We start from the raw sequence: 24,418 nt of genomic DNA, 5'->3' as shown, positions 1-24,418 counted from the left end.
GTAGCCGTCGACGGCCGGGTGGCCGGCCGGCGACGGCATCCCGGACGACGGGGAGCTGAGCGCCTGTCAGCGATCACCATCGACTGCGGCTCCGGGCACGACAGTGCGCAAGGAATGCGCAAGGCGGTCCGCGCCCATGCCCGCGCTCCCTCGTAGGCTCGGCGCGTGGGCCACACCGAGGAGCGCGCCGAGGGCGCAGGACCGTTCACCACCCGTCTCACCTGGCGCCTCGCCGAAGGTGGCATCGCGATCTGGGAATCGCGCGCGGCACGCAAGCGCGGGGTCCTCACGGTCGGGCCCGAAGGCGCCCAGGCCACCTCTCAGTACGCGGACAAGGAAGCCCTCCACCGGCTTCGGACCCTGAACACCGTGGCCGCGGTGGCGTTCACGGCCGGTGGGAGCCTGTTCGCTCTCGGCGCCGCGCTCGCCCAGTTCGGATCCGGCAACCCGCTCCAGAGCGCCACGCTCTACTTCGCGGGGGGCCTGTTCTTCAACACCGGCGCCTATGCCTCCCTGCTGCAGACGATCAACGCCCCTCGGCGCGCGAGCGGCACCGGCTCCCTGGTCTCCCGGCGCTGGCGGTGGTGGAGCTACGAGCCCCTGCGGATCGACTGGGTGAGCACCTTCGTGCTCTTCGCAGGCACGCTGGTGTTCGGTGTCAACCTGCTCGACTCGTTTCTCCATGGACTGTCCGTCCAGCAGACGAACCGGCTGATCTGGACGCCCGACATCATCGGGTGCCTGCTCTTCCTGGTCTCGGGGCATCTCGCCCTCGTCGAGGTCAGCCACGGCCGTCCCGGCCTGCGCGTGCGGAGCCTCGGCTGGTGGATCGTGGCCGTCAACCAGCTCGGCTCGGTGCTGTTCATGGTCTCGGCACTGGCCGACTTCACCGACCCGTCCACCGGAAACCCGCTCAACGTCGCCGTCTCCGACTGGGGAACCATGACGGGCGCCGCCTGCTTCTCCATCGGCGGCGTGCTGCAGCTCTTCGAACGCCCCTGACTCCGCCGTGGGCAGCTGCCTGCGCAGCCGGCGAAGGTCCGGTGCCCCGCCCGGGCAGGCCTCAGTGAACCAGGGAGTAGCTGCGCCACGGCTGTGCGTGGGGCGCGATGGTGTCGGACGTCTCCGTCGGCAGATAGGTCGTATCGTCCCCGGAGCAGTCCCGGCTGGGATGCAGGATGATGTCGACGAGCGTGTTGTTGGTGACCGTGGTCGCGCCGACGGACCCGAGGCTGTGGCAGCCCTTGACCGGCGGATTCGACACCTTCACATGGCGCGCGCTCGGGGTTTCGTAGGAGATGGTGCCCACCGCGGTGCGGCCGAGCTCGGAGCAGCCCGCCACGGCGATGGTCAGGAGCGCTGCCCCGGCGAGGACGCCAAAGCGCCGGTGATGGGTCACGGACATGGGCGGTCCTCGTCTGTACGGGATGGTCCTGGTGGATGCCACCCTGCCGGGTTCCGGGCGGGGCGGCATCCGGTGCGCCGCCGGGCGGGCTACAGGTCCGACGCCGCTTCGTGTCAGGCATCATCTCGCCGATGCAGGCTCCGGCTCGCCCTTGCCCCCACGACGACGCCCTGAAGAAGCTCGTCCGTCCCGTGCGACACACCGCGCGGAATGTGAACGCCGGCAGCACATTCGAGGGCCGGGACCTCCCGTCAGTGCCGGCTGTTGAGGAAGCCGATGACGAGCGCACCCCACCAGGCGACCTGCGAGAGGGACGCGGTGGCCGCACCGCGGAGCAGCAGTGAGCGGCTGACGGGTCGGCAGTCGAGGGCTGCCAGGCGTCTGTGCAGTGCGCCGGCCTGGACTCCATTGAGGGCAATGACCAGGACAAGACAGAGTTTGACGCACGTGAGCGGCGAGCCGAGGTCGGGGTGGAGAAGGGCTCCGCTGCCGATCAGGCCGATCAGCCCCGCCCAGACGAGCGTGTGCAAGGGCGCGGTGAAGTCGAGTACCTCGCGCAGCGTCTTCCGGCCCCCGAGCCACAGGGCGCCGTAGTAGTCGACAGCGAGAACGGCGCCGAATCCGAGCACCAGACTGGCAAGGTGAACGAAGAGGGCCGCAGTGTGGAGGGCGGCGTCGGCGCGCAGGTGGACGGCGACCCAGGTGCTCGCTGCCCATCCGGCGCACACCGCCAGGGAGGCGAACGCGGGTCCGCACCACTGGGGCAGCCGAAGGAGTTCGGCTTCCTGCCGAGATCTTCGCCCGGTCGAGGGTGCGTCGGCGGCGAACACAGCTGCTCCAGGTGGTGTCGTGCGGCAGGAGCCCACACCACTGCGGTTGCGAGCGAAGGTAAGGCTCACCTAATTATCGAGCGTCGTCAAGGTGACTGTCGGCACAGCGACGCGCACAAGTAGTGCGAGCCCCCTACGGCCGCGTCCGCACCGTTGAACGAACAGGCCGCGCCGAACCCGAGCACGCCTGGCGGCCCAGCGCAGGAACCACTGCTGGTTTCGCGCCGCCATGGCATGTCCAGATCACCCGTCCGAATTCCACCCGCCACGTCCAGGCAACCGCCGTTGATCCGGAGGGTGCCGTCGGGATGGGCCGTCCAGAACTGGGCTGCGCTGCCGTTGCACGTCCACAGCGCGGCCCTGGTGCCGTTCGCGCCCGAATTGCCGCACGCGTCGAGGCACTTACCGGACAGGCCCGAGGGGACATATCCGGACAGCCCACCGGGCTGGTGGCGGACGATCGCCGCGTCAGAGCGTGACCCGGGAAGTCCGTCATCACCACGCCCCGCACCCCCTGGCCATCCGGGGGATCTCCCGTCGCCGACACGCCGCCCTCCCCTGGCAACAGCGGAGGAACCGTTAGGTTCACGGCGACGAAGGCGCTGCGCGGGGTGACCAGACACCTGGTGGCCGCGCCGGATCGGGGAGTGAGTGGTGAGGCGCATGAACGGACGGGCCCACCCGGCACGGGCGCGAGGCGAGGCATCGCCGCGGATCGCCGGTCGTGGCGCCGGGGTGCGGCTGCGGAGCCTCGCCGTGCTGCCCCTGCTGGCCGGGCTGCTCACCTCGTGCAGTTCGAGCCAGGCCGGCCCGGTCACCGTGAACTGGTACAACTTCCCCGACGACTCAGGTGCCCTGGCCAGCGCGGCGGACAACTGCAGCCGCGCCTCGGGCGGGCGGTACCGCATCGCGTACAACAAACTCCCGCGCGGTGCGGACGGCCAGCGTCAGCAGCTCGTCCGGCGGCTCGCCGCGGAGGACAGCACCCTGGACATCCTGGGTCTCGATGTCACCTGGGCCGCGGAGTTCGCCGAGGCCAAGTGGATCCTGCCGTGGACGGGCAGCAATCGCCGGCGCGCCACCGAGGGCACCCTCGAAGTGCCGCTGCAAACGGCGACGTGGAAGGGCAGGCTGTACGCCGTCCCGTACAACACCAATACCCAACTGCTGTGGTACCGCAGCGACCTGGTGCCCAAGCCGCCCACGACCTGGGCCGAGATGCTGGGCATGGCACGCGCCCTCGCGAAGCAGGGCAAGCCCCACTTCGTCGAGATCCAGGGCGCCCAGTACGAGGGGCTGACGGTCTGGTTCAACACACTGGTGGAGAGCGCGGGCGGCTCCATCCTCAACGCCGCCGCCACAGCGCCATCGCTCGGACCGCCCGCGGTCCAGGCGGCCACGATCATGCGCAATCTGGCCACCTCGCCCGCCGCCGACCCCTCCCTGTCCAATCAGATGGAGGACCAGAACAGGCTGGCGATGGAGTCGGGAACGGCCGCGTTCGAGCTGAACTACCCCTTCGTGTATCCGTCGATGCAGTCGAACAACCCCAAGCTGTTCAAGAGCTTCCGCTGGGCGCCCTACCCCGGGGTGGACCCCGGCCGGCCCTCGAAACCCACCATCGGTGGTATCGACCTCGCCATCAGCGCCTTCTCGCGCCACCCCGCCCTCGCATACGAGGCCGCGCTGTGTCTGCGCAATCGTCCGAACCAGATGACCGCGGCGCTGAAGGGCGGACTGCCGCCCACCCTGCGCGACCTGTACTCCGACAAGGGGCTCATCAAGAGCTACCCGTTCGCCTCCGACGTGCTCTCGGCACTGGAGAACGCCAGTACCCGCCCCCAGACGCCCGCCTATCAGAACGTGTCCATCGCGATCTCCCACACCCTCTCCCCGCCCGTCGGTATCAAACCTCGGAGTGCGATCGACACGATCGGCAGCCAGATCGAGGACGCTCTTCAGTCCAAGGGGCTGATCCCATGAACACCCCGACCTCCGCCACCACGGCGGCTCCGGCTCCGGCCCCCGACACGAAAGCACTGTCCGAGGGCGCACGCGAGGAACGACGCCTGGGCTGGCTGCTCTGCGCGCCCGCCGTGGTCGTCATGCTCGCCGTCACGGCCTACCCCATCGGCTACGCGATCTATCTCTCCCTACAGCGCTACGACCTGCGCTTCCCGGGCCAGGCGAAATGGGTGGGCCTGAGCAATTACGGGGCCGTGCTCTCCTCCGATTTCTGGTGGGAGGCGTTCTGGGTCACGCTGTTCATCACCGCGGTCTCCGTGGCCGTGGAACTCGTCCTCGGCTTCGCGCTGGCCCTGGTCATGCATCGCGCCATCTTCGGCCGGGGGGGCGTGCGTACCGCCATCCTGATCCCCTACGGCATCGTCACCGTGGTCGCCGCCTATTCGTGGCAGTACGCCTGGACACCGGACACCGGCTATCTCGCCGCACTGCTTCCGTCGGGTGAAGCCCCGCTGACCGAGCAGTGGCCGGCCATCGGGCTGATCATCCTCGCCGAGGTCTGGAAGACCACCCCGTTCATGGCACTTCTCCTGCTGGCCGGACTCGCCCTGGTGCCCGAGGAGACGCTGCGCGCCGCGATGGTCGACGGTGCGTCCGCCTGGCAGCGCTTCACTCTGGTCACGGTGCCGCTGATGAAGCCGGCCATCCTGGTGGCCCTGCTGTTCCGCACCCTGGACGCCTTCCGGATCTTCGACAACATCTACATCCTGACCTCCGGCGCTCATGGCACCGGATCGGTGTCGATCCTCGGCTACGACAACCTGTTCACCGCGCTCAACCTCGGCATCGGGTCGGCAATCTCGGTGCTCATCTTCATCTGCGTCGGTGTGATCGCCTTCGCCTTCATCAAACTCTTCGGGGCTGCCGCTCCCGGTTCACAGGAGGCGGGACGCTGATGGCCGGCGCAGGCAAGAGGCACGTCACAGGCTGGGCCATCGCCAACACCGTGGTGATCGCGTACGCGATGTTCCCGGTCTGGTGGATCGCCGCACTGTCGTTCAAGGACCCGAGCACCCTCACGGACGGCAACTTCGTCCCGCAGAAGTGGACGTGGGAGAACTACCGCGGCATCTTCGAGACCTCGGAGTTCACCCGTGCCCTGATCAACTCGATCGGCATCGCCCTGATCGCCACGGTGATCGCCGTTGTGCTGGGCACGATGGCTGCCTATGCCGTGGCGAGGCTGCGCTTCCCCGGCAAGAAGCTGCTGATCGGTATGTCGCTGTTGATCGCGATGTTCCCGCCGATCTCCCTGGTGTCCCCGCTGTTCAACATCGAGCGCATCCTGGGGATCTTCGACACCTGGCCGGGGCTGATCATCCCGTACATGACCTTCTCCCTGCCGCTCGCGATCTACACCCTCTCGGCGTTCTTCCGGGAGATCCCCTGGGATCTGGAGAAGGCGGCCAAGGTCGACGGGGCCACCCAGGCCCAGGCGTTCCGGATGGTGATCGCGCCGCTGGCCGCACCGGGCGTGTTCACCACCGCCATCCTTGTCTTCATCTTCTGCTGGAACGACTTCCTGTTCGCGATCTCCCTGACCTCGACGACGGCGGCCCGCACCGTGCCGGCGGCCATCGCCTTCTTCACCGGAAGCAGTCAGTTCCAGCAGCCCACCGGTTCGATCGCCGCCGCCGCCGTGGTGATCACCATTCCGATCATCATCTTCGTGCTGCTGTTCCAGCGGCGCATCGTCGCCGGACTGACGTCCGGGGCCGTCAAGGGCTGACCGGCAGCAGCCGATCGTCAGGACAAGGAGCACCGACCGTGGCCGAGATTGTTCTCGAGGGCATCACCAAGAGGTATCCCGACGGCGCCCTGGCCGTGCGGGACGTCAACCTCACCGTCGGCGACGGGGAGTTCGTCATCCTGGTCGGACCCTCAGGTTGCGGCAAGTCCACCACCCTGAACATGATCGCCGGACTCGAGGACATCACGGAGGGCACCCTCCGCATCGGTGATCAGGTCGTCAACGACAAGGCGCCCAAGGACCGCGACATCGCCATGGTCTTCCAGAGCTACGCCCTCTATCCGCACATGACCGTGCGGGAGAACATGGGCTTCGCCCTGCGTCTGGCCAAGGCCGACAAGGACACCATCAGGACCAAGGTGGAGGAAGCCGCCCGCATCCTCGACCTGACGAATCATCTGGACCGCAAACCCGCGAACCTCTCGGGTGGCCAGCGCCAGCGCGTCGCCATGGGCCGCGCCATTGTCCGCAATCCCAAGGCGTTCCTGATGGACGAGCCGCTGTCCAACCTCGACGCCAAGCTCCGGGTACAGATGCGCACCCAGATCTCGCGTCTTCAGCAGCGGCTTGGCACCACCACCGTGTACGTCACCCATGACCAGGTCGAGGCGATGACGCTCGGGGACCGCGTGGTCGTGATGCGCAGCGGCGTCGTTCAACAGGTCGGCACCCCGCAGCACCTCTACGACGAGCCACGCAATCTGTTCGTCGCGGGGTTCATCGGCTCGCCCGCCATGAACTTCATCCACGCCACGCTGGAGGAGAACAGGCTGCAGACCGCCCTCGGCGCGTTTCCGGTGAACGACGAGATTCGTCGCAGTCTGGAGCGCCAGGAAGCACCGCGCGATCTCATCGTCGGGCTGCGGCCCGAAGCGTTCGAGGACGCCTCGCTGGTCGATCCGGCGCGGGAGGGTACGCGGTTCACCGCCACCGTGGACGTCGTCGAGTACCTCGGATCGGATGTCTTCGCCTACTTCACCGAGGAGGGCTGGGAGCCGACCGTGACCTCGGAGCTCGAAGAGCTGGCAGCCGACTCCGGCCTGACCGAGACCGGCGACAAAGCCAACAAGATCGTCACCCGGCTCGACACGGAGACGCGCGTCCACGAGGGAAGCCGGGCCGAGTTGTGGGTGGACACGACGAGGATGCATGTCTTCGACCCGCGCACGGGTGTGAACCTCACGCACCGGGAGAACAACGGCGGCTGAGGCCGAACGGGGGCCGCGGCCGAGCGGCCCACAGCGTTCCACTCATGGCCGCGTTGCTCGCGCTCGGCCACGCGGCCGATCGAGTGCGCGCCGACGGCGGGGCCATCGCAGTCCCATCGCTGTGTGGGTCCCCTCGCTGTGTGGACCCCGGCAAACGGTCCGGGTGCCTTCGGGCGAATATCACGCCGGTGGCGTGGCATGAAGGGTTCGCGGTGGTACGAGCTTGTGGATGTCCAGGCCAATGGATCCGCAGCCCAGGAATCCGGACCCCGGCGCGCCGTCCGCCGGGCGCCGGCACCGGATCCGTACGGCGTCGCGTCAGGCACTGAGCGGCAGCACCCGCCCACCGGCCGGGAACCGGGGCGGTCGGCGGCCACCGCCCCACTCGCCACCCGGCGTCGAGCTGCGGGTGTCCCCCACCCTGCGGACGACTGCCGCGTACGCCTGGCGGATCCTCGTCGTGGGCGCCGTCATCTACACCGTCTTCTCGCTGCTGGGCCGGTTCCACGAGGTCGCCGTGGCCGCCTTCCTCGGCATGGTCATCACCGCCATGCTCCGGCCGGTGGCCGACCTCCTCGGGCGCTTCATGCCGCGACCGCTCGCCGTCGCCGTGTCCCTGCTCGGCAGCATCCTCCTCGTCCTCGGGGTCCTGGCGCTGGTCGGCCAGGCGGTGGCGGGAGAGCAGGCCGGGCTGGTACGGGAGTTCCGGACAGGCTTCGGGAGGATCGAGCGCTGGCTGGAGGGGCCGCCGCTCCGGCTCAACCCGGGGGCACTCAACGACCTCCAGTCCCGGATCGGGAAGTTCCTGTCCACCCACCGGGCCACCCTCATCAGTACGGCAATCAGCGGCGCCGGCCGGGTGGTCGAAGTGCTGACCGTGTTCGCCCTGGCGCTGTTCTCCTCGGTCTTCTTCATCCACTCCGGCGACCGGCAGTGGAGCTGGTTCTGCGACCAGCTTCCGCCGACCGCACGGGAACGGGTGTCGACCGCGGGCAGCGCGGCCTGGCGGACCTTCACCGGTTACACCCACGGCATCGTGCTGGTGGCCGGGACCAACGCGATCCTGGTCGGCGTGGCCCTCTTCGCTCTCGGCGTGCCGCTCGCGGTCCCGCTGGCTCTGCTGGAGTTCTTCGCCGCCTTCGTTCCGCTGATCGGCTCACCCATCGCCCTCGCGGTCGCCGCCGTGGTGGCCCTGGCGGCCAAAGGCCCGCTGATCGCGGCCCTGGTCGTCGCCCTCATCGTGGTCATCGGGCAGATCGAGGGCCATCTGCTGCACCCGCTTGTGATGAGCTGGGCCGTTCAGCTGCATCCGGTGGTGGTCGCGCTCACGGTCATCGGCGGCGCCATCGCGGCCGGAGTAGTGGGGGCGGTGGTGGCCGTGCCGTTGGTGTCCGTCCTCTGGTCGGTCCACCAGGCGCTGCGCAAGGCGCGACTACCTGCCGGGGGCTGACCGTCAGGCGCGCAAACCGGCGGCCGGGCGCTGACGGGCAAGGCTCAGTGCCCCGCGATGAGCTTCACTGTCACGACCCCAACGCCGATCGCCGTGTCCAGAAGGCCTGAGATCAGCGCGCTCAGCGGCCCGTTGCCCATCCGCCTGCCGATCCACCAGCCCCACAGGAACAGGGTCACCACTTCCACGCCCGCGGCTGTCATCAGCGCGGTCTCCAGCCCCACCACGCCCAGCGCCGACATGCCGATCAGCACCAGTGGTCCCACGGCGCTCAGCAGCAACGGACTTGAGACATGCAACGCCGTCCGGATCTCCGTCCGGTTCGCGCTGCGCCCGCTCACGGCACGGTGGGCCTGCTCGTCGGCGACCAGGGTGGCCAGCCAGACTCCGAGCGCCGACACCGCCACGGTGAGCCCGGCTTCGAGGTGATCGGGTGCCTCCGCCTCGGCCAGGGTCACCACCACCGCGGTCAGAGTGATGGTCGCGTAGATCCGTTCCTTGAGCCGCCCGGCCGCGATGTCGCCGGCCCGGGCTGCCGTGGCGGCGCTGTGCTCGGAGTCGGGCGATCGCGGCTCCGGCTCCGGTGTCGTCATGCCGACATGGGTCCGGGCTCACCGAGCACAGCGCCGGCCGGATTCGGATTCATGCGTGCGCCCTTCCAACGTGAGGCCAATGTGCACTAAATACACTTTTCTGTCACAAACGGTAGCCGACCGAACACGGCACCTCACTGCTCGCGCATGCCCCAGGGCGAGCCGTACTCCGTCAGCAGATCCAGGAAAGGCCGGGCGGGCAGAGCCTCGGGGCCGAGGACACCACTGCCGGCCCAGGTGCCGGCGGCGATCAGCTCCAGGGCCACGACGGGGTTGATCGCCGTCTGCCACACGACGGCCTGGCAGTCGTACTCACGCATGGACCACTGGTTGTCGACCACGTGGTACAGGTAGACCTCGCGTGGGCGACCGTCCTTGGTGCCCTTGACCCAGGTGCCCGCGCAGGTCTTGCCGTGCATACGCTCCCCGAGGGCTGCCGGGTCCGGCAGGCAGGCGGCGACCACGTCCCGCGGGGAGACATGGACCGTGCCCGATCCGTCCGCCGCGGGCACCGGCACCGGATCGGTGCGGTCCAGGCCCACCAGATGCAGCGTCTGCAGCGTACGGATGAAGTCCTCGCCCAGGCCGTACTTGAAGGTGACGCGGCCCGCGTCCACCCACCGCGGCACCAGCAGGACCTCCTCGTGCTCGACGTTGACGCACTCGACGGGGCCGATCCCCTCGGGGAAGTCGAAGACCTCGGGCTCGCTGAAGGGTGCGGTGGTGAACCAGCCGCGGCCGGCCTCGTGGACGACAGGCGCATTGAGGCATTCCTCGATGGTGGTCCAGATGCTGAACGACGGCGCGAAGTCGTAGCCGTCGACCGTGAGGTTCGCCCCGTCGCGAATGCCGATCTCCTCGATCTCGTCGAAGAGTTCGTCGGCGGCATGGCGGGCGAAGACGTCGGACAGTCCCGGTTCGACACCGATGCCGACGAGGGCAAGCAATCCGGCCTTCTCCCATTCCGTGGCCCGCTCGAACTGGGTGTCGCCGAGCTTGACGCCGCACAGCTCGTAGGGGCGCTCCGGGTGCGGGTGGGACAGCGACATCGCCATGTCCAGGTAGTGCGCCCCGGCGGCCAGGGCCGCCTGGAACAGCGGCATCACAAAGCGGGGGTCGGTGGCATTGAGCAGGACGTCGCAGCCCCGGCGGCGCAGCAGGAAGGTGACGGCACCCTCGTCACTCGCGTCGATCCGTTCGGCGCTGAAGCGGCCGTCCGGTTCCAGGGCCGCGACAGCGGCCTGGGCGCGGGCGAGGTCGTAGTCGGCCACGACCACGTGGTCGAAGAAGGACCGGCGGGCAGCGATCCGAGTGATGGCGGTGCCGACGCCGCCGGCTCCCACGAGAAGAACACGCATGGCCAAACTCCGTTCCCAGACACAGGGTGCAGGGTGCCGCTTGCGGGCGCGGCGCCTGTCGGATCCGATCCAACGCGCCCCTCGGGCTTAACGTCAATCATGTTGGCATAAGGTGGGTGGAGTCCTGGAGAAGGCGGCGGAAGGAGCGTGTCGTGCCCAAGCCCGTGGTGCCGGAGGAGGCCCGGAGACGGCGGCGCCCCACAAAGAACGGCGCGGTGCTCTCGGAGCAGCTGATCGTGGAGACCGCGCTGCGGATGCTGCGGGAGCACGGGAGCGCGGGCCTGACCGTCCGACGCCTCGGCACCGCCCTGGGGGCGGACCCGAGCACGCTGTACCGGTACTTCAGCGGCATCGACGACCTGACGCTTGCCGTCGGGAACGTGCTCATCGGACGTGCTCTGGCGGGGTGGGAGAGCACCGGGGACTGGCGCACCGACCTGCGGGAGCTGGGGCTGCGCATCCACGCCGCGTATCTCGAACATCCGCAGGCGGCGGTGCTGACCGCCAGCCGTGTGACCGGCAAGGCTTACGAGGTGGCGGCCGACGAGACGATCCTGGGGCTGCTGCGCACAGCCGGTTTCCCGGACGCCGAAGCGGTCCGGATCTATCACGCGTTCATCGACCAGAGCTTGGCTTTCGCCGCGCTGGACGCCGCTTCGCTGGCGCTGCCGGCGGCGGCACGCGCGGCGGACGAGGAGGTGTGGCAGGCCACGTATGCCCGGCTGCCCGCCGCGACCCATCCGAACATCGCGGCGACCGCGCATCTGCTGGTCGCCCGGATGAACCACAGTGCGTATCCCACCGCGCTGGCGATGTTGTTGGACAGCGCGTCCAGCCGGCTCAGCGAGGCGCAGGCCGGTGGCGGAGGCGGAGGCGGAGGCGGAGGCGGGAGCAGCTGATCCGCCGTACATGCCGCATCCTTGCGAATGCGTCCCGCCGTAATCCTGCGGGCGGGCCGCACGCGCATGCGCCGCTGTCACGAGGACGCGCTCGGGCCGTCCCCCTCCGCAGGCGGCAGAAAGACGTGCAGCCACCTCTCCGTGTGAGCGACATGGGTCGCCGCCGCGCTGGCAGCGGCGACAGGGTCCCGATTGGCGATCGCGGTGGCAATCGCCCGGTGCTGCTCATCGCTTGCGCGCTTGATCTCGGCGCTCTCGGGAAGCGTGAACAACTGGTAGGCGCGGGAGCGCGCGCGGAACACGCCGAGCAGGGACTCCAGCGTCGGGTTGCCTCCGATCCGGGCGATCGCCGAGTGGAAGCGGTTGTCGAGCTCGGAGATCTCGGACGGGTCCTCCGTCGCCTCCATCGCCTCGATGGGTTCGAAGATCGTCTTCAGCGTTTCAGGGGTCGCGCGAGCAGCCGCCTGAGCGGCGATGTGGGATTCCAGAACGCGCCGGATCTCGTACACCTCGAGCAGCCCGCTCAGCGGCAGCAGGTCGACGGTCAACGACAGGCTGCCGATGATGTCTTCGGGCCGCAGCTGGGAGACGAAGGTTCCGGAGCCGTGCCGCGGCTCGACGATACGCAGGGCCACCAGCATCCGCACCGCCTCGCGGAGCGGCCCCCGGGACACACCAAGCTCCTCGCACAATTCGTTCTCGGGCGGAATACGCTCCCCCGCGCCCAGACGACCGGTGGCGATCATGTGTCTGAGGCCGTGAAATGCCTTGTCGACTGCGGACATCGCTTCCTCCCCGGATGACCCGGCAGCACCGCCCGGTCCCGGGACAGTCTACCGAGTCATCAGACAGTGCATGGTGATCAGCAGCAAGTCATTAGATGACTTAGGGCGAGGGGCATCGCCGGAGACGCCTTCGCGACCCGCCCCGTGACGCGGGACCGGCAGCGGGCAGGCGCGCAGTCATACCCCACGCGGCGGCGGGCAACAGCAGGCCAACAACACCAACTTTCCCCGTTTCACCAGGTCGTAGTCGGGATATCGGCACGGGAGGCTGATTGCCCGCGGCCCTTCAGGCTGACACAACAGCTCGAAGAGGGGTGCGGGACTATTGCCCTCGCCGGAGCGGGCGTGCCAGGATGCCGCCCCAAGTCATCATATCTCTTCTGAGAATCGTCTGATGTCGCACGCGGATCTTGAAGATCACGGGAGATTGGGAGTCATGTGAGCGAGTCCCACCTCAGCCCAGCACCACGCCCGCTGCTCCTCCCCGATGGCCGAGCCGCCGCGGAAGCGTGGTCGCTGGACCCGGCGCAGAGGCATCTCAACCACGGGTCGTTCGGGGCGGTCCCCCTCGTCGCACAGGGCGAACAAGAGCGGTTGCGCGGGGAGATGGAACGGTCCCCGCTGGTGTGGTTCCCGGCGCTCCCCAAGCGGGTCGCGACCGCCAGGGCCGCCATCGCCGCGTTTCTGCGCGTCGCCGTGGAAGACCTCGCTCTGGTACCGAACGCGAGTGGCGGCGCGAGCGTCGTCTACGCGAACCAGCCGATCGGGCGTGGCGGCGAGATCCTGGTGACCGACCACGGCTACGGAGCCGTCACCATGGGGGCTCAGCGCCTCGCGCGGCGCTGCGGCGCCACCGTCCGCACGGTGAGGGTTCCCCTCGACGCCGACGAGAGGCAGGCCTACGAAGCGGTGGCCGCCGAACTCGGCGACGCGACGGAACTGATCGTCGTGGACCACATCACCTCGGCCACCGCGCGCCGGATGCCCGTGGAACGGATCGGCTCGGAGGCACGAAAGCGCGGCATCCCACTCCTCGTGGACGGGGCACACGTACCGGGCCTGATCGACGATCCCCTCTCCGCTGTGGAGTGCGACTTCTGGATCGGCAACCTTCACAAGTTCGGCTGCGCCCCCCGTGGCACGTCGGCTCTGGTCGCCCGCGGTGGGCTGCGCGACGCCCTCTATCCCCTGATCGACTCGTGGGGCGCCGCTGATCCCTTCCCCGAGCGCTTCGACACCCAGGGAACGGTGGACGTCACCAGCTATCTGGCGGCGCCGACCGCGCTCGACTTCATCGAGCACACCTGGGGCTGGAAGTCGGCACGTACGTACATGAGGGATCTGGCCGACTATGCGGAGCGGATCGTCGGCGACGCCTTCGCCGAACTCACGGGTGAAAGCTGCGCAGTCGACGTCGGCATGCCGGTCAACGCCTTGCGGCTGGTGCGTCTCCCCGAAGGCCTGGCGACCAGCCCGGCCGCCGCCGACGCGCTGCGCGACCGGGTGGCACGGGAGTTGGGCGTCGCTGCGGCGTTCACCAGCTTCGACGGAGCCGGCTACATCCGCCTGTCGACGCACGTGTACAACACGGCCGCCGACTTCGAGTACTTCGCCGAGCGCTGCGTCCCGGTGCTCGGCGCATGGGCCCGCACTGCGGACGCCGCAGCGTAGCGGCGCACGAGCCATGTTCCCACCCGATGCCGCTGTGCGGATTCACACCCTCGGATTCACACCTCTGGAGGAGGACAGTTGAGAAGAAGGAAGGCAGTAGTCGCCCTCGGCATCGCCGCCGCGATGGTACTGACGGGCTGCTCCACGAGTGCGAGTGACGGGACCGTCACCCTTCAGATGGTGGAGAGCCTGACGAACCCCGCCCGAACGGAGCTCCTGAAGAAACTGGTCGCGGAATTCCACCAGCAAAACCCGAAGATCAAGGTCAATCTGATCTCGCCGCCGACTGACCAGGCTGATCAGAAGATCCAGCAGATGCTCCAGTCCGGCAGCGGCGTCGACACCCTCGAAGTACGGGACATCACCGCCGGCCCATGGTCGACCAACGGCTGGCTCTACGACATGGGCAAGGACCTTCAGGGGTGGGGCGGCTGGAAGGACATGACCGAGAACGCCACCAAGGCCGCCAAGAACGCCAAGGGAAACACGTACTTCGTCCCGTACGGCTTCTACGGACTGAGCCTCTTCTACCGCACCGACCTGATCAAGAAGGCCGGAGCCACCAGTCCGCCCGCGAACTGGGACGAACTGCTGGAGCAGGCCAGCGCGATCCAGGACAAGGGCAAGCGCCAGTACGGCTATGCCTTCCGGGGCGGAACCAATGCCAACGGCAATGTGACCGCGGCCATCGAGGCGTATGTCGCCGACAAGGTCGACCGCGCCAACGGGTACAAGCTCACCGATGGCAGCACGATCTTCTCCGCACCGGAGGCCCTCGACGCGCTGAACACCTACTTCAAGCTGTTCAAGCAGGCGTCGCCGCCGTCGTCGGTCGCGTGGGGATACCCCGAGATGGTCGAAGGCTTCTCGAACGGCTCCACCGCCTTTCTGCTGCAGGACCCCGAAGTGATCGCAACGGTGGGGCAGTCGAAGGCGATCAAGAAGGACCAGTGGACCACCGCTCCCCTGCTCGCCGGTCCCGGCGGAAAGGCCGTCCAGCCGCTGGCGACCGCCGGCTGGGGAATCGCCAAGGGCAGCAAGCACAAGGCGGAGTCCATCAAGCTGATCAAGTTCCTCTCGCAGGGCGAGGCGTCGACCACCTTCAGCAAGGAGAACAGCCTGGTCCCGATCCTCAAGGCGGCGAGCGAGGACGAGTTCTACAAGACCGGTCCATGGGCCAGTTACGTGACGATGACCGCGAACCCGGACAAGTACATCACCGTCACACAACCCCGTGACGCGCCCTGGTGGACCGAGTGGTCCCAGAAGGCCGACGCGGAGATCCAGCGGGTGCTGCTCGGCAAGATGACCCCGAAGCAGCTGCTCGACAGCTGGGACACGTACTGGACCGAGAAGTGGAAGAGCCAGGGCTGAGGGGAAGGCGGGACGTGACCCGATCGACCTACGAGCAGGTGGAGCGCCCCTCCCTCAAGGGGGGCGCTCGGCCCGCACCGGCAACGCCCAGTCAGCGTCGGCGCAAGCCGGCCTTCACCGCGCGCCGCGGACTCGTCATCGCCGCGTACATGGCCCCGGCCGCGCTCTTCGTCGCTGTCTTCATCTACTACCCCATGCTCCGGGGCAGTCAGATGGCCTTCCGCCACTGGAACCTCACGGACCTCACCGACACCTCCTGGGTGGGTTTCGGGAACTTCCAGGCGATCTTCACGGACCCGGCATGGAGCACCGTACTCAGCAATACCGCGCTGTGGGTGTTCGCCTCCATCGTTCCCCAGTTCGTGATCGGTTTCGCCATCGCGCTGTGGCTGCGCCGCCGTTTCCGCTTCCGCGGGCTGTACCAGGCCCTTGTCTTCTTCCCCTGGGCCATATCGGGCTTCCTCATCGGCATCCTGTTCCGCTGGATGTTCAACAGTGAGTTCGGGGTGGTGAACGACCTCCTGGAGAAGGCGGGACTGATCGACGAGCCGATCGCCTGGCTCGCGGATCCGAAGATGGCGATGATCGCCGTCATCGTCGCCAATATCTGGTACGGCGTCACATTCTTCTCGATCATGATCCTCGCCGCCCTGCAGTCGATCCCCAATGACCTGTACGAGGCAGCCGAACTGGACGGCGCCGGCAAGGTCCGCACGCTCTTCCAGGTCACCATTCCCTACATCCGGATGACGCTGGCGCTGACCGTGCTGCTCCGGGTGATCTGGATCTTCAACTTCCCCGACATCATCTTCGGGATGACCGGCGGCGGCCCGAACAACGAGACGCACATTGTGACCACGTGGATGATCACGATTACCCAACAGGGCGACTACGGAAAGGCGTCCGCGCTCGGTCTCATCGTCGTCGCGGTGCTGCTGGTCTTCTCGGTCTTCTACCTCCTGGCAACGCGCGAGAGGAAGGGAGCATACTCGTGATCAACAAGGAGTCCGTTCCAGAACGTGTCACCAGAGTCTTCTTCCTCTCGCTCTGGCTGGCCGTCACGGTCTTCCCGCTGTACTGGATCACCATCACATCGCTGAAGCGCCCCGGCGACATCTTCACGTTCCCGATCGCCTACTGGCCACAGCACTTCTCCCTGGAGAACTACGCCGGACTGTTCAGCAATGCGCAGTTCGGTGTCTATCTGACGAACAGTCTGATCGTCGCGACGGCCGCGGGGGTGGTGGCGACCGCGATCTCGATGCTGTCGGCCTATGTGCTCGCCCGCTTCGAGTTCCGCAGCAAGAGCGCGCTGCTGATGGCGGCTCTGATCACGCAGATGATCCCCTCGTTCATCGCGCTGGGACCGCTGTATCTGATGATGACCGAACTGAAACTGGTCGACAACCGGCTCGGTCTCGTCCTGGTGTACGTCGGAGTCTGCATCCCCTTCTGCACGGTGATGCTCCGCGGATTCTTCGCGAACATCCCCGACGCGCTGGAGGAGGCCGCCATGATCGACGGCCTTTCGCGGTTCGGGGCGCTCTTCCGGGTACTTCTGCCGGTGATGAAGCCGGGCATCATCGCCGCGTTCATCTTCAACTTCGTGAACTGCTGGAACGAGCTCTTCCTTTCGGTCACGCTCATGAACAGCGACGACAACAAGACCATCCCGACAGCGCTGAACGGATTCATCTCGAGCTTCAACATCGACTGGGGCTCGATGTCCGCGGCAGCCGTGCTCACGATTGTGCCGACCATGGTGCTTTTCGCCTTCGCCAGCCGCCATATCGTCCAGGGGCTCACCTCGGGTGCGGTCCAGGGCTGATTCAAAGTCTTGGGGGTCATGGAAACGTGCAGGTCGCGGAGGTGCGACGATCCGGCGGAAGTCCGTCACGAACACAACGAAGCTCCGGTTGACGGGGTGACCTTCCCAAGTCGCCCTGCCCGTCCGGAGCTTCGATGTGCCGCCAGTCTGCCACTGTCTGCCTGACCAAGTCGCCCACCGCCGCCCAGCGAGGCGTGAAGGGTGTCGCCGAACGACTGGCCGTTCTTCGCGATCCGCGAGATCGGCGGGGACGACGCCATTCGCTGGCATCGGTCCTGCTCACCGCCTGCTGCGCGGTGCTGGCCGGGGCTCGCTCCTATCTGGCCGTGGGCCAGTGGGCCCGCCACGCGCCCCTGGACGCACTGGCCCGCCTCGGCGTGCGCGCCACCGGCCCACTGGGCGTGCGCCGCGCACCGTCCAGCTCAACCATCCGCCGTCTGCTGACTCTCGTATGTCCCGGCGGGCTTGCCGACCTACTCGGATGCGACCCCACGGGCAGCCGGCACCTGGCCATGGACGGCAAGACCGCCCGCGGCTCGCGCACGGACACCGGCCCGGCCGCCCACCTGCTCTCCGCCGTCCTGGAAGGCGGACGCACCGTCAGCCAGCTGCGGGTGCCGGACAAGACCACCGAGGTCACCGGCTTCACGAAGCTGCTGTCCCCGTTCGACCTGACCGGTGTCGTGGTGACCGCCGACGCCCTGCACACCCACCGTGACCACGCCAGGTGGCTGGTCGAAGCGAAGAGGGCGCACTACCTGCTCGTGGTCAAGCGGAACCAGCCGACGCTGCACAACGCGTTGCGTTCGCTGCCGTGGAAGGAGGTGACCGCCCGCCGCTACGACCGCGAGGCGGGGCACGGGCGACGTGAGACCCGCTCGGTGCGCACCCTCACCGTCACCAGTCTCGGGCTGGACTTCCCGCACGTGGCGCAGGCCGCGAAGATCCACCGGCATCGCACCGACCTCAAAACCGGCAAGATCACCCGTGAGACCGTCTACGCCATCACCGACCTGACGGCGCGTGCGGCATCTCCCCAGGCCATCGGCCAACTCGCCCGCGCGCAATGGGGCATCGAGGCCGTGCACCACGTAAGAGACACCACGTTCGGCGAGGACGCCTCGAAGATCCGCACCGGCCACGGACCGGAGAACATGGCCACCCTGCGCAGCTTCGCGATCAGCACCCTACGCACCGCTGGGCACCACAGCATCGCCGCCGGCCTGCGCGAGCTCTCCTACACGCCCTTCACCCGCCCACTGGACCTGATCGGACTGCCTTGACCAGCAACACCACATGATCACCAGGACTTTGAATCAGCCCTGGGGTGCGGTCAAGGGGTAGGTGCCGCGGAGCCGCCTGCTTCCGTGCGGTCGTGTTCGAAGACCCAGACAGCCACCTGGGCACGAGAGGTGAAGCCGAGTTTGCTCAGTATGTGCTCGATATGGCCCTCCGCCGTGCGCTGGGCGATCACCAGCGTGGCCGCGATCTCCTTGTTGCTCAGCCCCTGCGCGACGAGACGGGCTATCTCGGTCTCCCGACGGGTGAGCGGGGACGGCAGCTCACCCTCCGCGCTCGGTTCCACCGCCACCAGGTGCTCCTCGAGCGCGTAACCGAGCACCTCATCGTAGGAGAGCTGGGAGCCCTTCCGGATGGCTGCACGGAAGGCCGTCGCGCCGAGGGCACGGCTTGTGCGGGACTCGCATTCGTCGTGGTACTTGACGAGGTGCCCGTACCCGGACAGCGGCGCGCCGATCGCCTGCCAGATGGTGCGCAGGCCGCCCAGGAGCCGGGCTGCGCGCTCGTACTGCTCCTGGGTGGCGGCGATCCAGGCCAGCACCTCAAGGTTGACACCGACCCCCAGCGGATCGTCGAGCGAACGGTTGAAGGCCAGGCTCTCCTTCTCGAGCTCGGCGGCGCGACGGGTGTCGCCCTGGCGCCAGACCTCGATTCCGAGCGCCATCGTCGTGTAGGCCCGGTGCCAGCCCTCTCCGTAGGCGTCGCACACCCTCAAGGACTCCTCGCCGATGGAGATGGCGCGCGGCGAGTCACCGAGGAACGAGTGGACCATGGAGAGCCGGATCAGCGACAGCGCGAGCCCCACGGGGTCGCCGGTGGCCCGGTGCCGGGCAGCCGCCTCCTCGTAGAGCCCAATCGCGGATTCGGCGTCCCCCCGGTACATGGCGATCATGCCGGAGTACAGCGCGGTGTAGGCGACCACGGACTCGTCCGCGAGTCGTTCGCCGAGCTTCCCGCTCTCCGCGAGCATGGCCGCCGCGGCATCGGTCTCGGACTGGATGACGGCCAGCCAGCTGTTGGTCCACAGCGCTCGGGCCCGGACCTGGCTCGGTTCGGTACAGACGGCGAGCCCCCCGTCCAGCCAGCGTCGTCCCTCGCCGAGGTAGTAACTGGTGATCCAGTGGTAGAGCAGGTCCGAGGCCATGCTCAGGCCGGTCTCGGCCTCCCCGGGTTCGGCGAAGCTGTACTCCAGGGCGGTGCGCAGATTGGTGTGCTCAAGGTGGAGCCGTGTGAACCAGGCGACCTGGGACGGACCGAACAACTCGGCACGGGCGTCGCCCGCCAGCCGCCGGTAGTAGTCGCGGTGGCGCCGTTGCACAGGCGCCGTCTCCCCCGCTGCGACGAGCCGCTCCCGGCCGTACTGGCGCAGTGTGTCCAGCAGCCGGTAGCGGACCGTCGAATGGGGCTCCTCCCGCAGCAGGACGGACTTGTCGACCAGTCCGGTCACCACGTCGAGGACCTCTTCGCGGCTGATGGCGTCGCCGGAGCAGACCTCCTCGGCCGCCTCCAGGTCGAAGCCGCCGGTGAACACCGAGGCGCGAGACCAGAGCAGCCTCTCCTGATCGGTGCACAGGACGTAACTCCAGTCGATCAGCGCGCGCAGCGTCCGGTGGCGCGGGAGCACCACCCGCGAACCGGCGGTGAGCAGCTGGAACCGGTCGTCCAGCCGCTCCAGCAGCTGTTGTACGGAAAGGGCCCGCAGCCGCACAACGGCAAGCTCGATTCCCAGGGGGATACCGTCCAGCTGCCGGCAGATCCGTTCCACCGCTTCGCGGTTGTCCTCGGTGACGGCGAAGCCGGGCAGGACGGCGCCCGCCCTCTCGATGAACAGCCGTACGGCGTCGCACCGGGCCAGCGACTTGATGGAGAGCCGGTGGTTCCCGGCGCTCGGCAGGTCCAGCGTCGGCACGGCCAGGGTGTGCTCGTAGGCGAGCCCCAGCACCTGCCGGCTGGTGGCCAGGATCTTCAGGTCGGGGGTGGAGCGCAGCAGCGAATCGGCCAGCACCGCGCACTGCGGCAGCAGATGCTCGCAGTTGTCCAGGACCACCAGCGTGCGCTTGTCCCGGAGGTGGTCGGTGAGGACGTCCAAGGGCTGCCGGGAGGAGTGGTCACGGATCTCCAGCGCTTCGGCCACGGTCTGGGCCAGCAGCTCGGAATTCTCCAGGGCCGCCAGTTCGACCAGCCACACGCCGTCCGGAAACGCCGACCGGACCTCGGCCGCGACACGTGACGCCAGCCGCGTCTTGCCCACGCCACCCACGCCCGTGAGCGTCACCATGCGCGAGCCGGACAGTCTTCGGCGGACCTCGGCCACTTCGTGCCGACGTCCCACGAAGCTCGTCACCTCGGCGGGCAGTTTGCCGTCCTGCCGACGTGCCGAGACGCTTGGTGCCACGACAGCCATCGATTCCTCGGAGTCCGATCCGCGGAGCACCAATCCGTTCGCGAACCGGGCCGACGCCTTCCAGCCTATTCCTCCGCGGCTCCGGCGTGCCGGTCCGGCGAAGGCCGAAGTGGAAACCTGCTCCTGGGGCGGCAGGGTGCAACCATGGTGATATGTCCGCCCACGGCGCCAATGGCACCGGTCCCCGTCTCCGGCGGGGCACAGCCTTCGGCGAAGAGTCCTCCCTGATCGGCCGCCGGCAGCAACTGGCCGAGGCGAAACGGATGCTGTGGCACTCCCGCCTGGTGACGCTGACCGGTGTGGGCGGCGTGGGCAAGACCAAGCTGGCAGCAGGAGTTGCCGACGAGGTGCGAAGGGCGTTCCCGGACGGCGTATGGCTGGTCGAACTCGGCGCGCTGGAGGACGAAGGACTGCTCCCGGAGACCGTCGCGACGGCACTCGGTCTGCGGGACCAGTCGGCCCGCCACCCGTTGGACCTGCTCTGCGACCACCTGAGCGACGCACGCTCCCTGATAGTGCTCGACAACTGCGAGCACATCCTGGAAAGCTGCGCGGCGCTCACCGACCGCCTGCTGCGCGCGGCTCCCCGGCTGTGCGTGCTGGCCACCAGCCGCCAGCCTCTGGGGGTGTACGGCGAGTCCGTCCTCCCGGTGCCCGCACTGGCGGTGCCGGAACCCCGTAGAGCCCTCCGCCCCACGGCGGCCACGCACTATGCGGCGGTCAGGCTGTTCGAGCGGCGGGCTGCGGAGGCGTCGCCGGAGTTCACCCTCGGCCCCGAGAACCTGGAGACGGTCGTCCAGCTCTGCCGGCGCCTGGACGGCATTCCGCTCGCCATCGAGCTGGCCGCGGCGCAGCTGAGGGCGCTCACGCCCGAGGAGATCCTCTGGCGCCTGGACGAACACCTCGAGCTGTCCGAGGGCGGCACCACCGCGGACCTGCCCCGGCACGGGACCCTGCGCGCGTCGATCGACTGGAGCTTCGGTCTGTGTTCTCCCGCTGAGCAGCGGGTCTGGGCGCGCACGTCGGTCTTCGCCGGCAGTTGCGGGCTGGAGGCGGTCGAAGCGGTCTGCTCGAGTGACGGCATACCCGAGGAACGCATCCTCGACCTGGTGGCCGGGCTGGTCGACAAGTCGGTCCTGGTCCGGGAGGAGCAGGGCAGCGAGGTGCGCTACCGCCTGCTGGAAACGATCCGGCAGTACGGCGCGGAGCGCCTGGCCGAGGCCGGCGAGACGCGGGTCCTGCGGTACCGCCACCGGGACTGGTACCAGCAACTGGTGAACCGCGCGGAGGCGGACTGGCTGAGCCCGCGCCAGGAGACCTGGCTCGCCCGGCTGCAGAGCGAGCACGCCAACCTACGCACCACCCTGGATTTCTGTCTCAGTGAGCCCGGCCAGGCACAGGCGGGGCTGGAGATCGCGGCGTCGCTGTGGTTCCACTGGCTGTGCAGCGGCTTCCTCGGCGAGGGCCGCCACTGGCTCGGCAGGGCGCTGGCCCTCGCACACCAGGACACGGTGGCCCGCGGCAAGGCGCTGTGGGTGGACGGCTGGCTGTCGGTGCTCCGGGGCGACACGGCTTCCGCGCTGCCGCAGCTGGAGGAGTGCCGGGCCCTCGCGCTCCGGCTCCACGACGGCCCCACCCTGATCCACGCCAAGCAGTTCCTGGGCGGACGCGCGCTGTACGAGGGCGACTTCCCCAGGGCCATCGGTCTGCTGGAGGAGGCCGTGGAGGGCCACCGCGCGGTGGGCGATCGCAATGGCCTGATGACCGCCCTCTATCAGCTCACCATGGCCTGCGCCATGTCCGGCGATCCCCGTGCCGCGGATTTCGGGAAGGACTGCCTGGACCTGTGCAATGAGGCGCACGCTCCCTGGTCCCGCTCCTATGCCCTGTGGGCGCTCGGCCTCCACCTGTGGCGCCAGGGCGAGCCACTGCGTGCGGCGGAGCTCCTCCGCGATGCCCTCAAGACCCGCCGGGTGGTCGGGGACGGGTGGGGAATCGCCCTGTGCCTGGAGGCGCTGGCCTGGACCGCCGCCTCGGCCGGCGAGGCCGAGCGCGGTGCCCGGCTGCTGGGCGCGGCAGAGGTGGAGTGGCGTTCCACTGGGATCTCGCAGTCGGGGTTCCGGCACCTGGCCGCGGGTCACAGGAGGACCGAATCCCGGCTCCGCACCGACCTCGGCGAGCGCAAATACGCCGCGGCAGTCCGGCGTGGAGCGAGGATGGGTCGCGACGGGGCGGCCGATTGGGCCCTGTATGCGGGGACGGCACCGCACGCCGAGCGATGACGCCATCACCCTCGAAGCCAACCGTCACCCTCCGAAGCCCACCGTCACCCTCCGAAGCCCGCCGGATCCACTACCCGTGGTACCAGGTATCAATCCGGGGATTTATCCCCTCCCCGGCACGCCTGCCGTCGGCACAGGATGGTCGGGTCATACGAGATCCGCCCCGCCGGGGCGGAGAATCGAAGGTCCGAGCAATGTGCCAGCACCAGCCGTCCTGCCCCTCCTCGACCGCGCCCGACCGTGACGCCGCCCGCCTCGTGGCCTACCACCCCGAGCAGGGCTGGGGCCTCCTCTGCAACGGTGTGACGGTGTTCGAGGACATGGGTGAGCTCCTGCCCGACGGCAGTTCCGCGTCTGTCGTTCAGGCCATGGAGGGCAGGACGGTATGAAGCCGTTCGCCGCGCCACCGCCCCCGCCCGCGCCTGTGGCGGCGCGGTCGGCCGGGCTCGGCGCCACCCAGGACGAGCCAGCCCGTACAAGCTCCTGGCTTCTGCCCCCCGACCCGTCATCCGTGCGTGAAGCCCGGCGACTCGCCCGCGCCCAGCTGACTCAGTGGGCGCTCCATGAGCAGATCGACGACACGGAGCTGCTCGTCAGCGAGCTGGTCACCAACGCCCTGCGCCACGCCTGGGGGCCGATCCGGCTCACCTTCTCCCTGCCCTCCCAGGCCGGCAGGCTGCGTTGCGAGATCGAAGACGCGAACCCGGCAGGCCCCCTGCGGCGCCAGGCCCGCGAGCACGACGAGGCGGGGCGGGGGATGCATCTGCTGAGCCTGCTGTCCCGCTGCTGGGGCAGCCACCGGACACGCGCCGGGAAGGTGGTGTGGTTCGAGCTTCATGTCTGCGCCGGCCCCGCATAGCGGGCTGGGCCCGACGACGGAAGGAGGACCTATCGACGCCACAACACGCACACAGCATGATGGCCATCGAAATGGGCCCAGGGGTCGGGGAGACGAGATCCATCGCAGCCTCCCACCCCTGGGCCTCACCATGGCCCTGACGATCGCGTTCACCGAACGGGGGCACGCCCGGCTCCGCTGAGATCACCGTGGCCGACCGGAACAGCCTCCTGACAGGAGGTGACCGCGTCGGCTCCGCTCGCCCCTGCCGACGCCTCGGCTAGGCTGATGTGTCAGCAATTGCACCCGAAGAAGCGCTGCGCCCCAAGTCGCTGTGACGAAGACGCCGCATCGGCAATGCGTCGGCAGCGCTCGGCCGGAAGCCAGGGAGTGGTCGGCAGGCAGAGGGCCCCCACACC

The 24,418-nt window shown here is 68.6% G+C and carries 22 protein-coding genes; 15 read left to right on the top strand and 7 right to left on the bottom strand.

Translation table 11 applies throughout. The features are described from left to right. Positions 1-165 precede the first annotated feature (165 nt). Complete coding sequence (locus tag ACQEVG_RS35370; RefSeq protein WP_432991578.1) at positions 166-1,002, top strand: hypothetical protein; 837 nt, start codon at positions 166-168, stop codon at positions 1,000-1,002. 61 nt (positions 1,003-1,063) lie between these two features. Here the strand turns inward: ACQEVG_RS35370 and ACQEVG_RS35365 are convergent, their stop codons facing one another. The 3 genes from ACQEVG_RS35365 to ACQEVG_RS35355 form a co-directional block, all read right to left on the bottom strand. Then, positions 1,064-1,405: a hypothetical protein gene (locus ACQEVG_RS35365; protein WP_432991576.1), complete on the bottom strand. Its 342-nt coding sequence runs from the start codon at positions 1,403-1,405 to the stop codon at positions 1,064-1,066. Positions 1,406-1,656: 251 nt separating this feature from the next. Then, complete coding sequence (locus ACQEVG_RS35360; RefSeq protein ID WP_432991574.1) at positions 1,657-2,235, bottom strand: hypothetical protein; 579 nt, start codon at positions 2,233-2,235, stop codon at positions 1,657-1,659. Positions 2,236-2,321: 86 nt separating this feature from the next. Next, positions 2,322-2,900 (bottom strand): ricin-type beta-trefoil lectin domain protein, encoded by a 579-nt coding sequence (locus ACQEVG_RS35355; protein ID WP_432991572.1) that lies wholly within the window; start codon positions 2,898-2,900, stop codon positions 2,322-2,324. Between ACQEVG_RS35355 and ACQEVG_RS35350 the strand changes: the two genes are divergently transcribed. The 5 genes from ACQEVG_RS35350 (at position 2,899) to ACQEVG_RS35330 (ending at position 8,668) form a co-directional block, all read left to right on the top strand. Continuing rightward, complete coding sequence (locus tag ACQEVG_RS35350) at positions 2,899-4,218, top strand: ABC transporter substrate-binding protein (RefSeq protein WP_432991570.1); 1,320 nt, start codon at positions 2,899-2,901, stop codon at positions 4,216-4,218. The two genes, ACQEVG_RS35355 and ACQEVG_RS35350, sit on opposite strands and share 2 nt — an antisense overlap. Next, positions 4,215-5,156, top strand: a complete 942-nt coding sequence (locus ACQEVG_RS35345) for a carbohydrate ABC transporter permease (protein WP_432991568.1) — start codon at positions 4,215-4,217, stop codon at positions 5,154-5,156. Before ACQEVG_RS35350 ends, ACQEVG_RS35345 begins: the two co-directional genes overlap by 4 nt. Beyond that, positions 5,156-5,989 (top strand): carbohydrate ABC transporter permease, encoded by an 834-nt coding sequence (locus ACQEVG_RS35340; protein ID WP_432991566.1) that lies wholly within the window; start codon positions 5,156-5,158, stop codon positions 5,987-5,989. Before ACQEVG_RS35345 ends, ACQEVG_RS35340 begins: the two co-directional genes overlap by 1 nt. Before the next feature lie 38 nt (positions 5,990-6,027). Next, positions 6,028-7,218 (top strand): ABC transporter ATP-binding protein, encoded by a 1,191-nt coding sequence (locus tag ACQEVG_RS35335; protein WP_432991564.1) that lies wholly within the window; start codon positions 6,028-6,030, stop codon positions 7,216-7,218. Between the two features lie 229 nt (positions 7,219-7,447). Continuing rightward, on the top strand, positions 7,448-8,668 hold the full coding sequence (locus tag ACQEVG_RS35330; RefSeq protein ID WP_432991562.1) for an AI-2E family transporter: 1,221 nt from the start codon (positions 7,448-7,450) through the stop codon (positions 8,666-8,668). A gap of 44 nt (positions 8,669-8,712) precedes the next feature. On the opposite strand, the gene ACQEVG_RS35325 is transcribed toward ACQEVG_RS35330, so the two are convergent. Both ACQEVG_RS35325 and ACQEVG_RS35320 read right to left on the bottom strand, forming a co-directional pair. Continuing rightward, positions 8,713-9,261, bottom strand: a complete 549-nt coding sequence (locus tag ACQEVG_RS35325) for a hypothetical protein (protein WP_432991560.1) — start codon at positions 9,259-9,261, stop codon at positions 8,713-8,715. A gap of 134 nt (positions 9,262-9,395) precedes the next feature. Continuing rightward, positions 9,396-10,619 carry a saccharopine dehydrogenase family protein gene (locus ACQEVG_RS35320; protein ID WP_432991558.1) on the bottom strand — a complete coding sequence of 408 codons (1,224 nt, stop codon included), beginning with the start codon at positions 10,617-10,619 and terminating at the stop codon, positions 9,396-9,398. A 152-nt stretch (positions 10,620-10,771) separates the two neighbouring features. On the opposite strand from ACQEVG_RS35320, the gene ACQEVG_RS35315 reads away from it, so the two are divergent. Next, positions 10,772-11,518: a TetR/AcrR family transcriptional regulator gene (locus ACQEVG_RS35315; RefSeq protein ID WP_432991556.1), complete on the top strand. Its 747-nt coding sequence runs from the start codon at positions 10,772-10,774 to the stop codon at positions 11,516-11,518. Between the two features lie 77 nt (positions 11,519-11,595). On the opposite strand, the gene ACQEVG_RS35310 is transcribed toward ACQEVG_RS35315, so the two are convergent. After that, on the bottom strand, positions 11,596-12,303 hold the full coding sequence (locus ACQEVG_RS35310) for a FadR/GntR family transcriptional regulator (protein WP_432991554.1): 708 nt from the start codon (positions 12,301-12,303) through the stop codon (positions 11,596-11,598). 438 nt (positions 12,304-12,741) lie between these two features. Between ACQEVG_RS35310 and ACQEVG_RS35305 the strand changes: the two genes are divergently transcribed. The 5 genes from ACQEVG_RS35305 to ACQEVG_RS35285 all read left to right on the top strand — a co-directional run bounded on the left by ACQEVG_RS35305 (position 12,742) and on the right by ACQEVG_RS35285 (position 18,459). Then, positions 12,742-13,974 carry an aminotransferase class V-fold PLP-dependent enzyme gene (locus ACQEVG_RS35305; protein WP_432991552.1) on the top strand — a complete coding sequence of 411 codons (1,233 nt, stop codon included), beginning with the start codon at positions 12,742-12,744 and terminating at the stop codon, positions 13,972-13,974. A 78-nt stretch (positions 13,975-14,052) separates the two neighbouring features. After that, complete coding sequence (locus tag ACQEVG_RS35300) at positions 14,053-15,348, top strand: ABC transporter substrate-binding protein (protein WP_432991550.1); 1,296 nt, start codon at positions 14,053-14,055, stop codon at positions 15,346-15,348. Between the two features lie 14 nt (positions 15,349-15,362). Then, a complete protein-coding gene (locus ACQEVG_RS35295) occupies positions 15,363-16,343 on the top strand; it encodes a carbohydrate ABC transporter permease (RefSeq protein ID WP_432991548.1) in 981 nt (326 codons plus the stop codon). After that, complete coding sequence (locus ACQEVG_RS35290) at positions 16,340-17,176, top strand: carbohydrate ABC transporter permease (RefSeq protein WP_432991546.1); 837 nt, start codon at positions 16,340-16,342, stop codon at positions 17,174-17,176. The genes ACQEVG_RS35295 and ACQEVG_RS35290 overlap by 4 nt, the downstream gene beginning before the upstream one ends. A gap of 134 nt (positions 17,177-17,310) precedes the next feature. Beyond that, positions 17,311-18,459, top strand: a complete 1,149-nt coding sequence (locus tag ACQEVG_RS35285) for an ISAs1 family transposase (protein WP_371583691.1) — start codon at positions 17,311-17,313, stop codon at positions 18,457-18,459. A gap of 50 nt (positions 18,460-18,509) precedes the next feature. Here ACQEVG_RS35285 and ACQEVG_RS35280 read toward each other — a convergent pair whose 3' ends face one another. Beyond that, on the bottom strand, positions 18,510-20,879 hold the full coding sequence (locus ACQEVG_RS35280; protein ID WP_432991544.1) for an ATP-binding protein: 2,370 nt from the start codon (positions 20,877-20,879) through the stop codon (positions 18,510-18,512). Positions 20,880-21,031: 152 nt separating this feature from the next. Between ACQEVG_RS35280 and ACQEVG_RS35275 the strand changes: the two genes are divergently transcribed. The 3 genes from ACQEVG_RS35275 (at position 21,032) to ACQEVG_RS35265 (ending at position 24,020) form a co-directional block, all read left to right on the top strand. Then, positions 21,032-23,161, top strand: coding sequence for an ATP-binding protein (locus ACQEVG_RS35275; RefSeq protein WP_432991542.1), 2,130 nt, complete (start codon positions 21,032-21,034; stop codon positions 23,159-23,161). 194 nt (positions 23,162-23,355) lie between these two features. Further along, the gene (locus ACQEVG_RS35270; protein WP_432991540.1) at positions 23,356-23,550 is read left to right on the top strand and encodes a DUF5999 family protein; all 195 of its coding nucleotides are present in this window, start codon (positions 23,356-23,358) and stop codon (positions 23,548-23,550) included. Then, entirely contained in the window at positions 23,547-24,020 is a 474-nt protein-coding gene (locus ACQEVG_RS35265) for an ATP-binding protein (RefSeq protein ID WP_432991538.1), read from the top strand. The genes ACQEVG_RS35270 and ACQEVG_RS35265 overlap by 4 nt, the downstream gene beginning before the upstream one ends. The last annotated feature ends 398 nt before the right edge of the window (positions 24,021-24,418 follow it).

The sequence above is a fragment of the Streptomyces sp. CA-135486 genome, from assembly GCF_050936555.1.
In the GTDB taxonomy this organism is placed as follows: domain Bacteria; phylum Actinomycetota; class Actinomycetes; order Streptomycetales; family Streptomycetaceae; genus Streptomyces.
Note: the sequence above shows the minus strand (reverse complement) of the source record. Positions and strands in the feature narration are given on the sequence as shown.

Coding starts and splice junctions, on each gene's coding strand:
- ACQEVG_RS35365 (WP_432991576.1), bottom strand. CDS start 1,405: ATGTCCGTGACCCATCACCGGCGCTTTGGCGTCCTCGCCGGGGCAGCG.
- ACQEVG_RS35350 (WP_432991570.1), top strand. CDS start 2,899: ATGAACGGACGGGCCCACCCGGCACGGGCGCGAGGCGAGGCATCGCCG.
- ACQEVG_RS35355 (WP_432991572.1), bottom strand. CDS start 2,900: ATGCGCCTCACCACTCACTCCCCGATCCGGCGCGGCCACCAGGTGTCT.
- ACQEVG_RS35345 (WP_432991568.1), top strand. CDS start 4,215: ATGAACACCCCGACCTCCGCCACCACGGCGGCTCCGGCTCCGGCCCCC.
- ACQEVG_RS35340 (WP_432991566.1), top strand. CDS start 5,156: ATGGCCGGCGCAGGCAAGAGGCACGTCACAGGCTGGGCCATCGCCAAC.
- ACQEVG_RS35330 (WP_432991562.1), top strand. CDS start 7,448: ATGTCCAGGCCAATGGATCCGCAGCCCAGGAATCCGGACCCCGGCGCG.
- ACQEVG_RS35325 (WP_432991560.1), bottom strand. CDS start 9,261: ATGACGACACCGGAGCCGGAGCCGCGATCGCCCGACTCCGAGCACAGC.
- ACQEVG_RS35320 (WP_432991558.1), bottom strand. CDS start 10,619: ATGCGTGTTCTTCTCGTGGGAGCCGGCGGCGTCGGCACCGCCATCACT.
- ACQEVG_RS35310 (WP_432991554.1), bottom strand. CDS start 12,303: ATGTCCGCAGTCGACAAGGCATTTCACGGCCTCAGACACATGATCGCC.
- ACQEVG_RS35285 (WP_371583691.1), top strand. CDS start 17,311: ATGTGCCGCCAGTCTGCCACTGTCTGCCTGACCAAGTCGCCCACCGCC.
- ACQEVG_RS35280 (WP_432991544.1), bottom strand. CDS start 20,879: ATGGCTGTCGTGGCACCAAGCGTCTCGGCACGTCGGCAGGACGGCAAA.
- ACQEVG_RS35275 (WP_432991542.1), top strand. CDS start 21,032: ATGTCCGCCCACGGCGCCAATGGCACCGGTCCCCGTCTCCGGCGGGGC.
- ACQEVG_RS35270 (WP_432991540.1), top strand. CDS start 23,356: ATGTGCCAGCACCAGCCGTCCTGCCCCTCCTCGACCGCGCCCGACCGT.
- ACQEVG_RS35265 (WP_432991538.1), top strand. CDS start 23,547: ATGAAGCCGTTCGCCGCGCCACCGCCCCCGCCCGCGCCTGTGGCGGCG.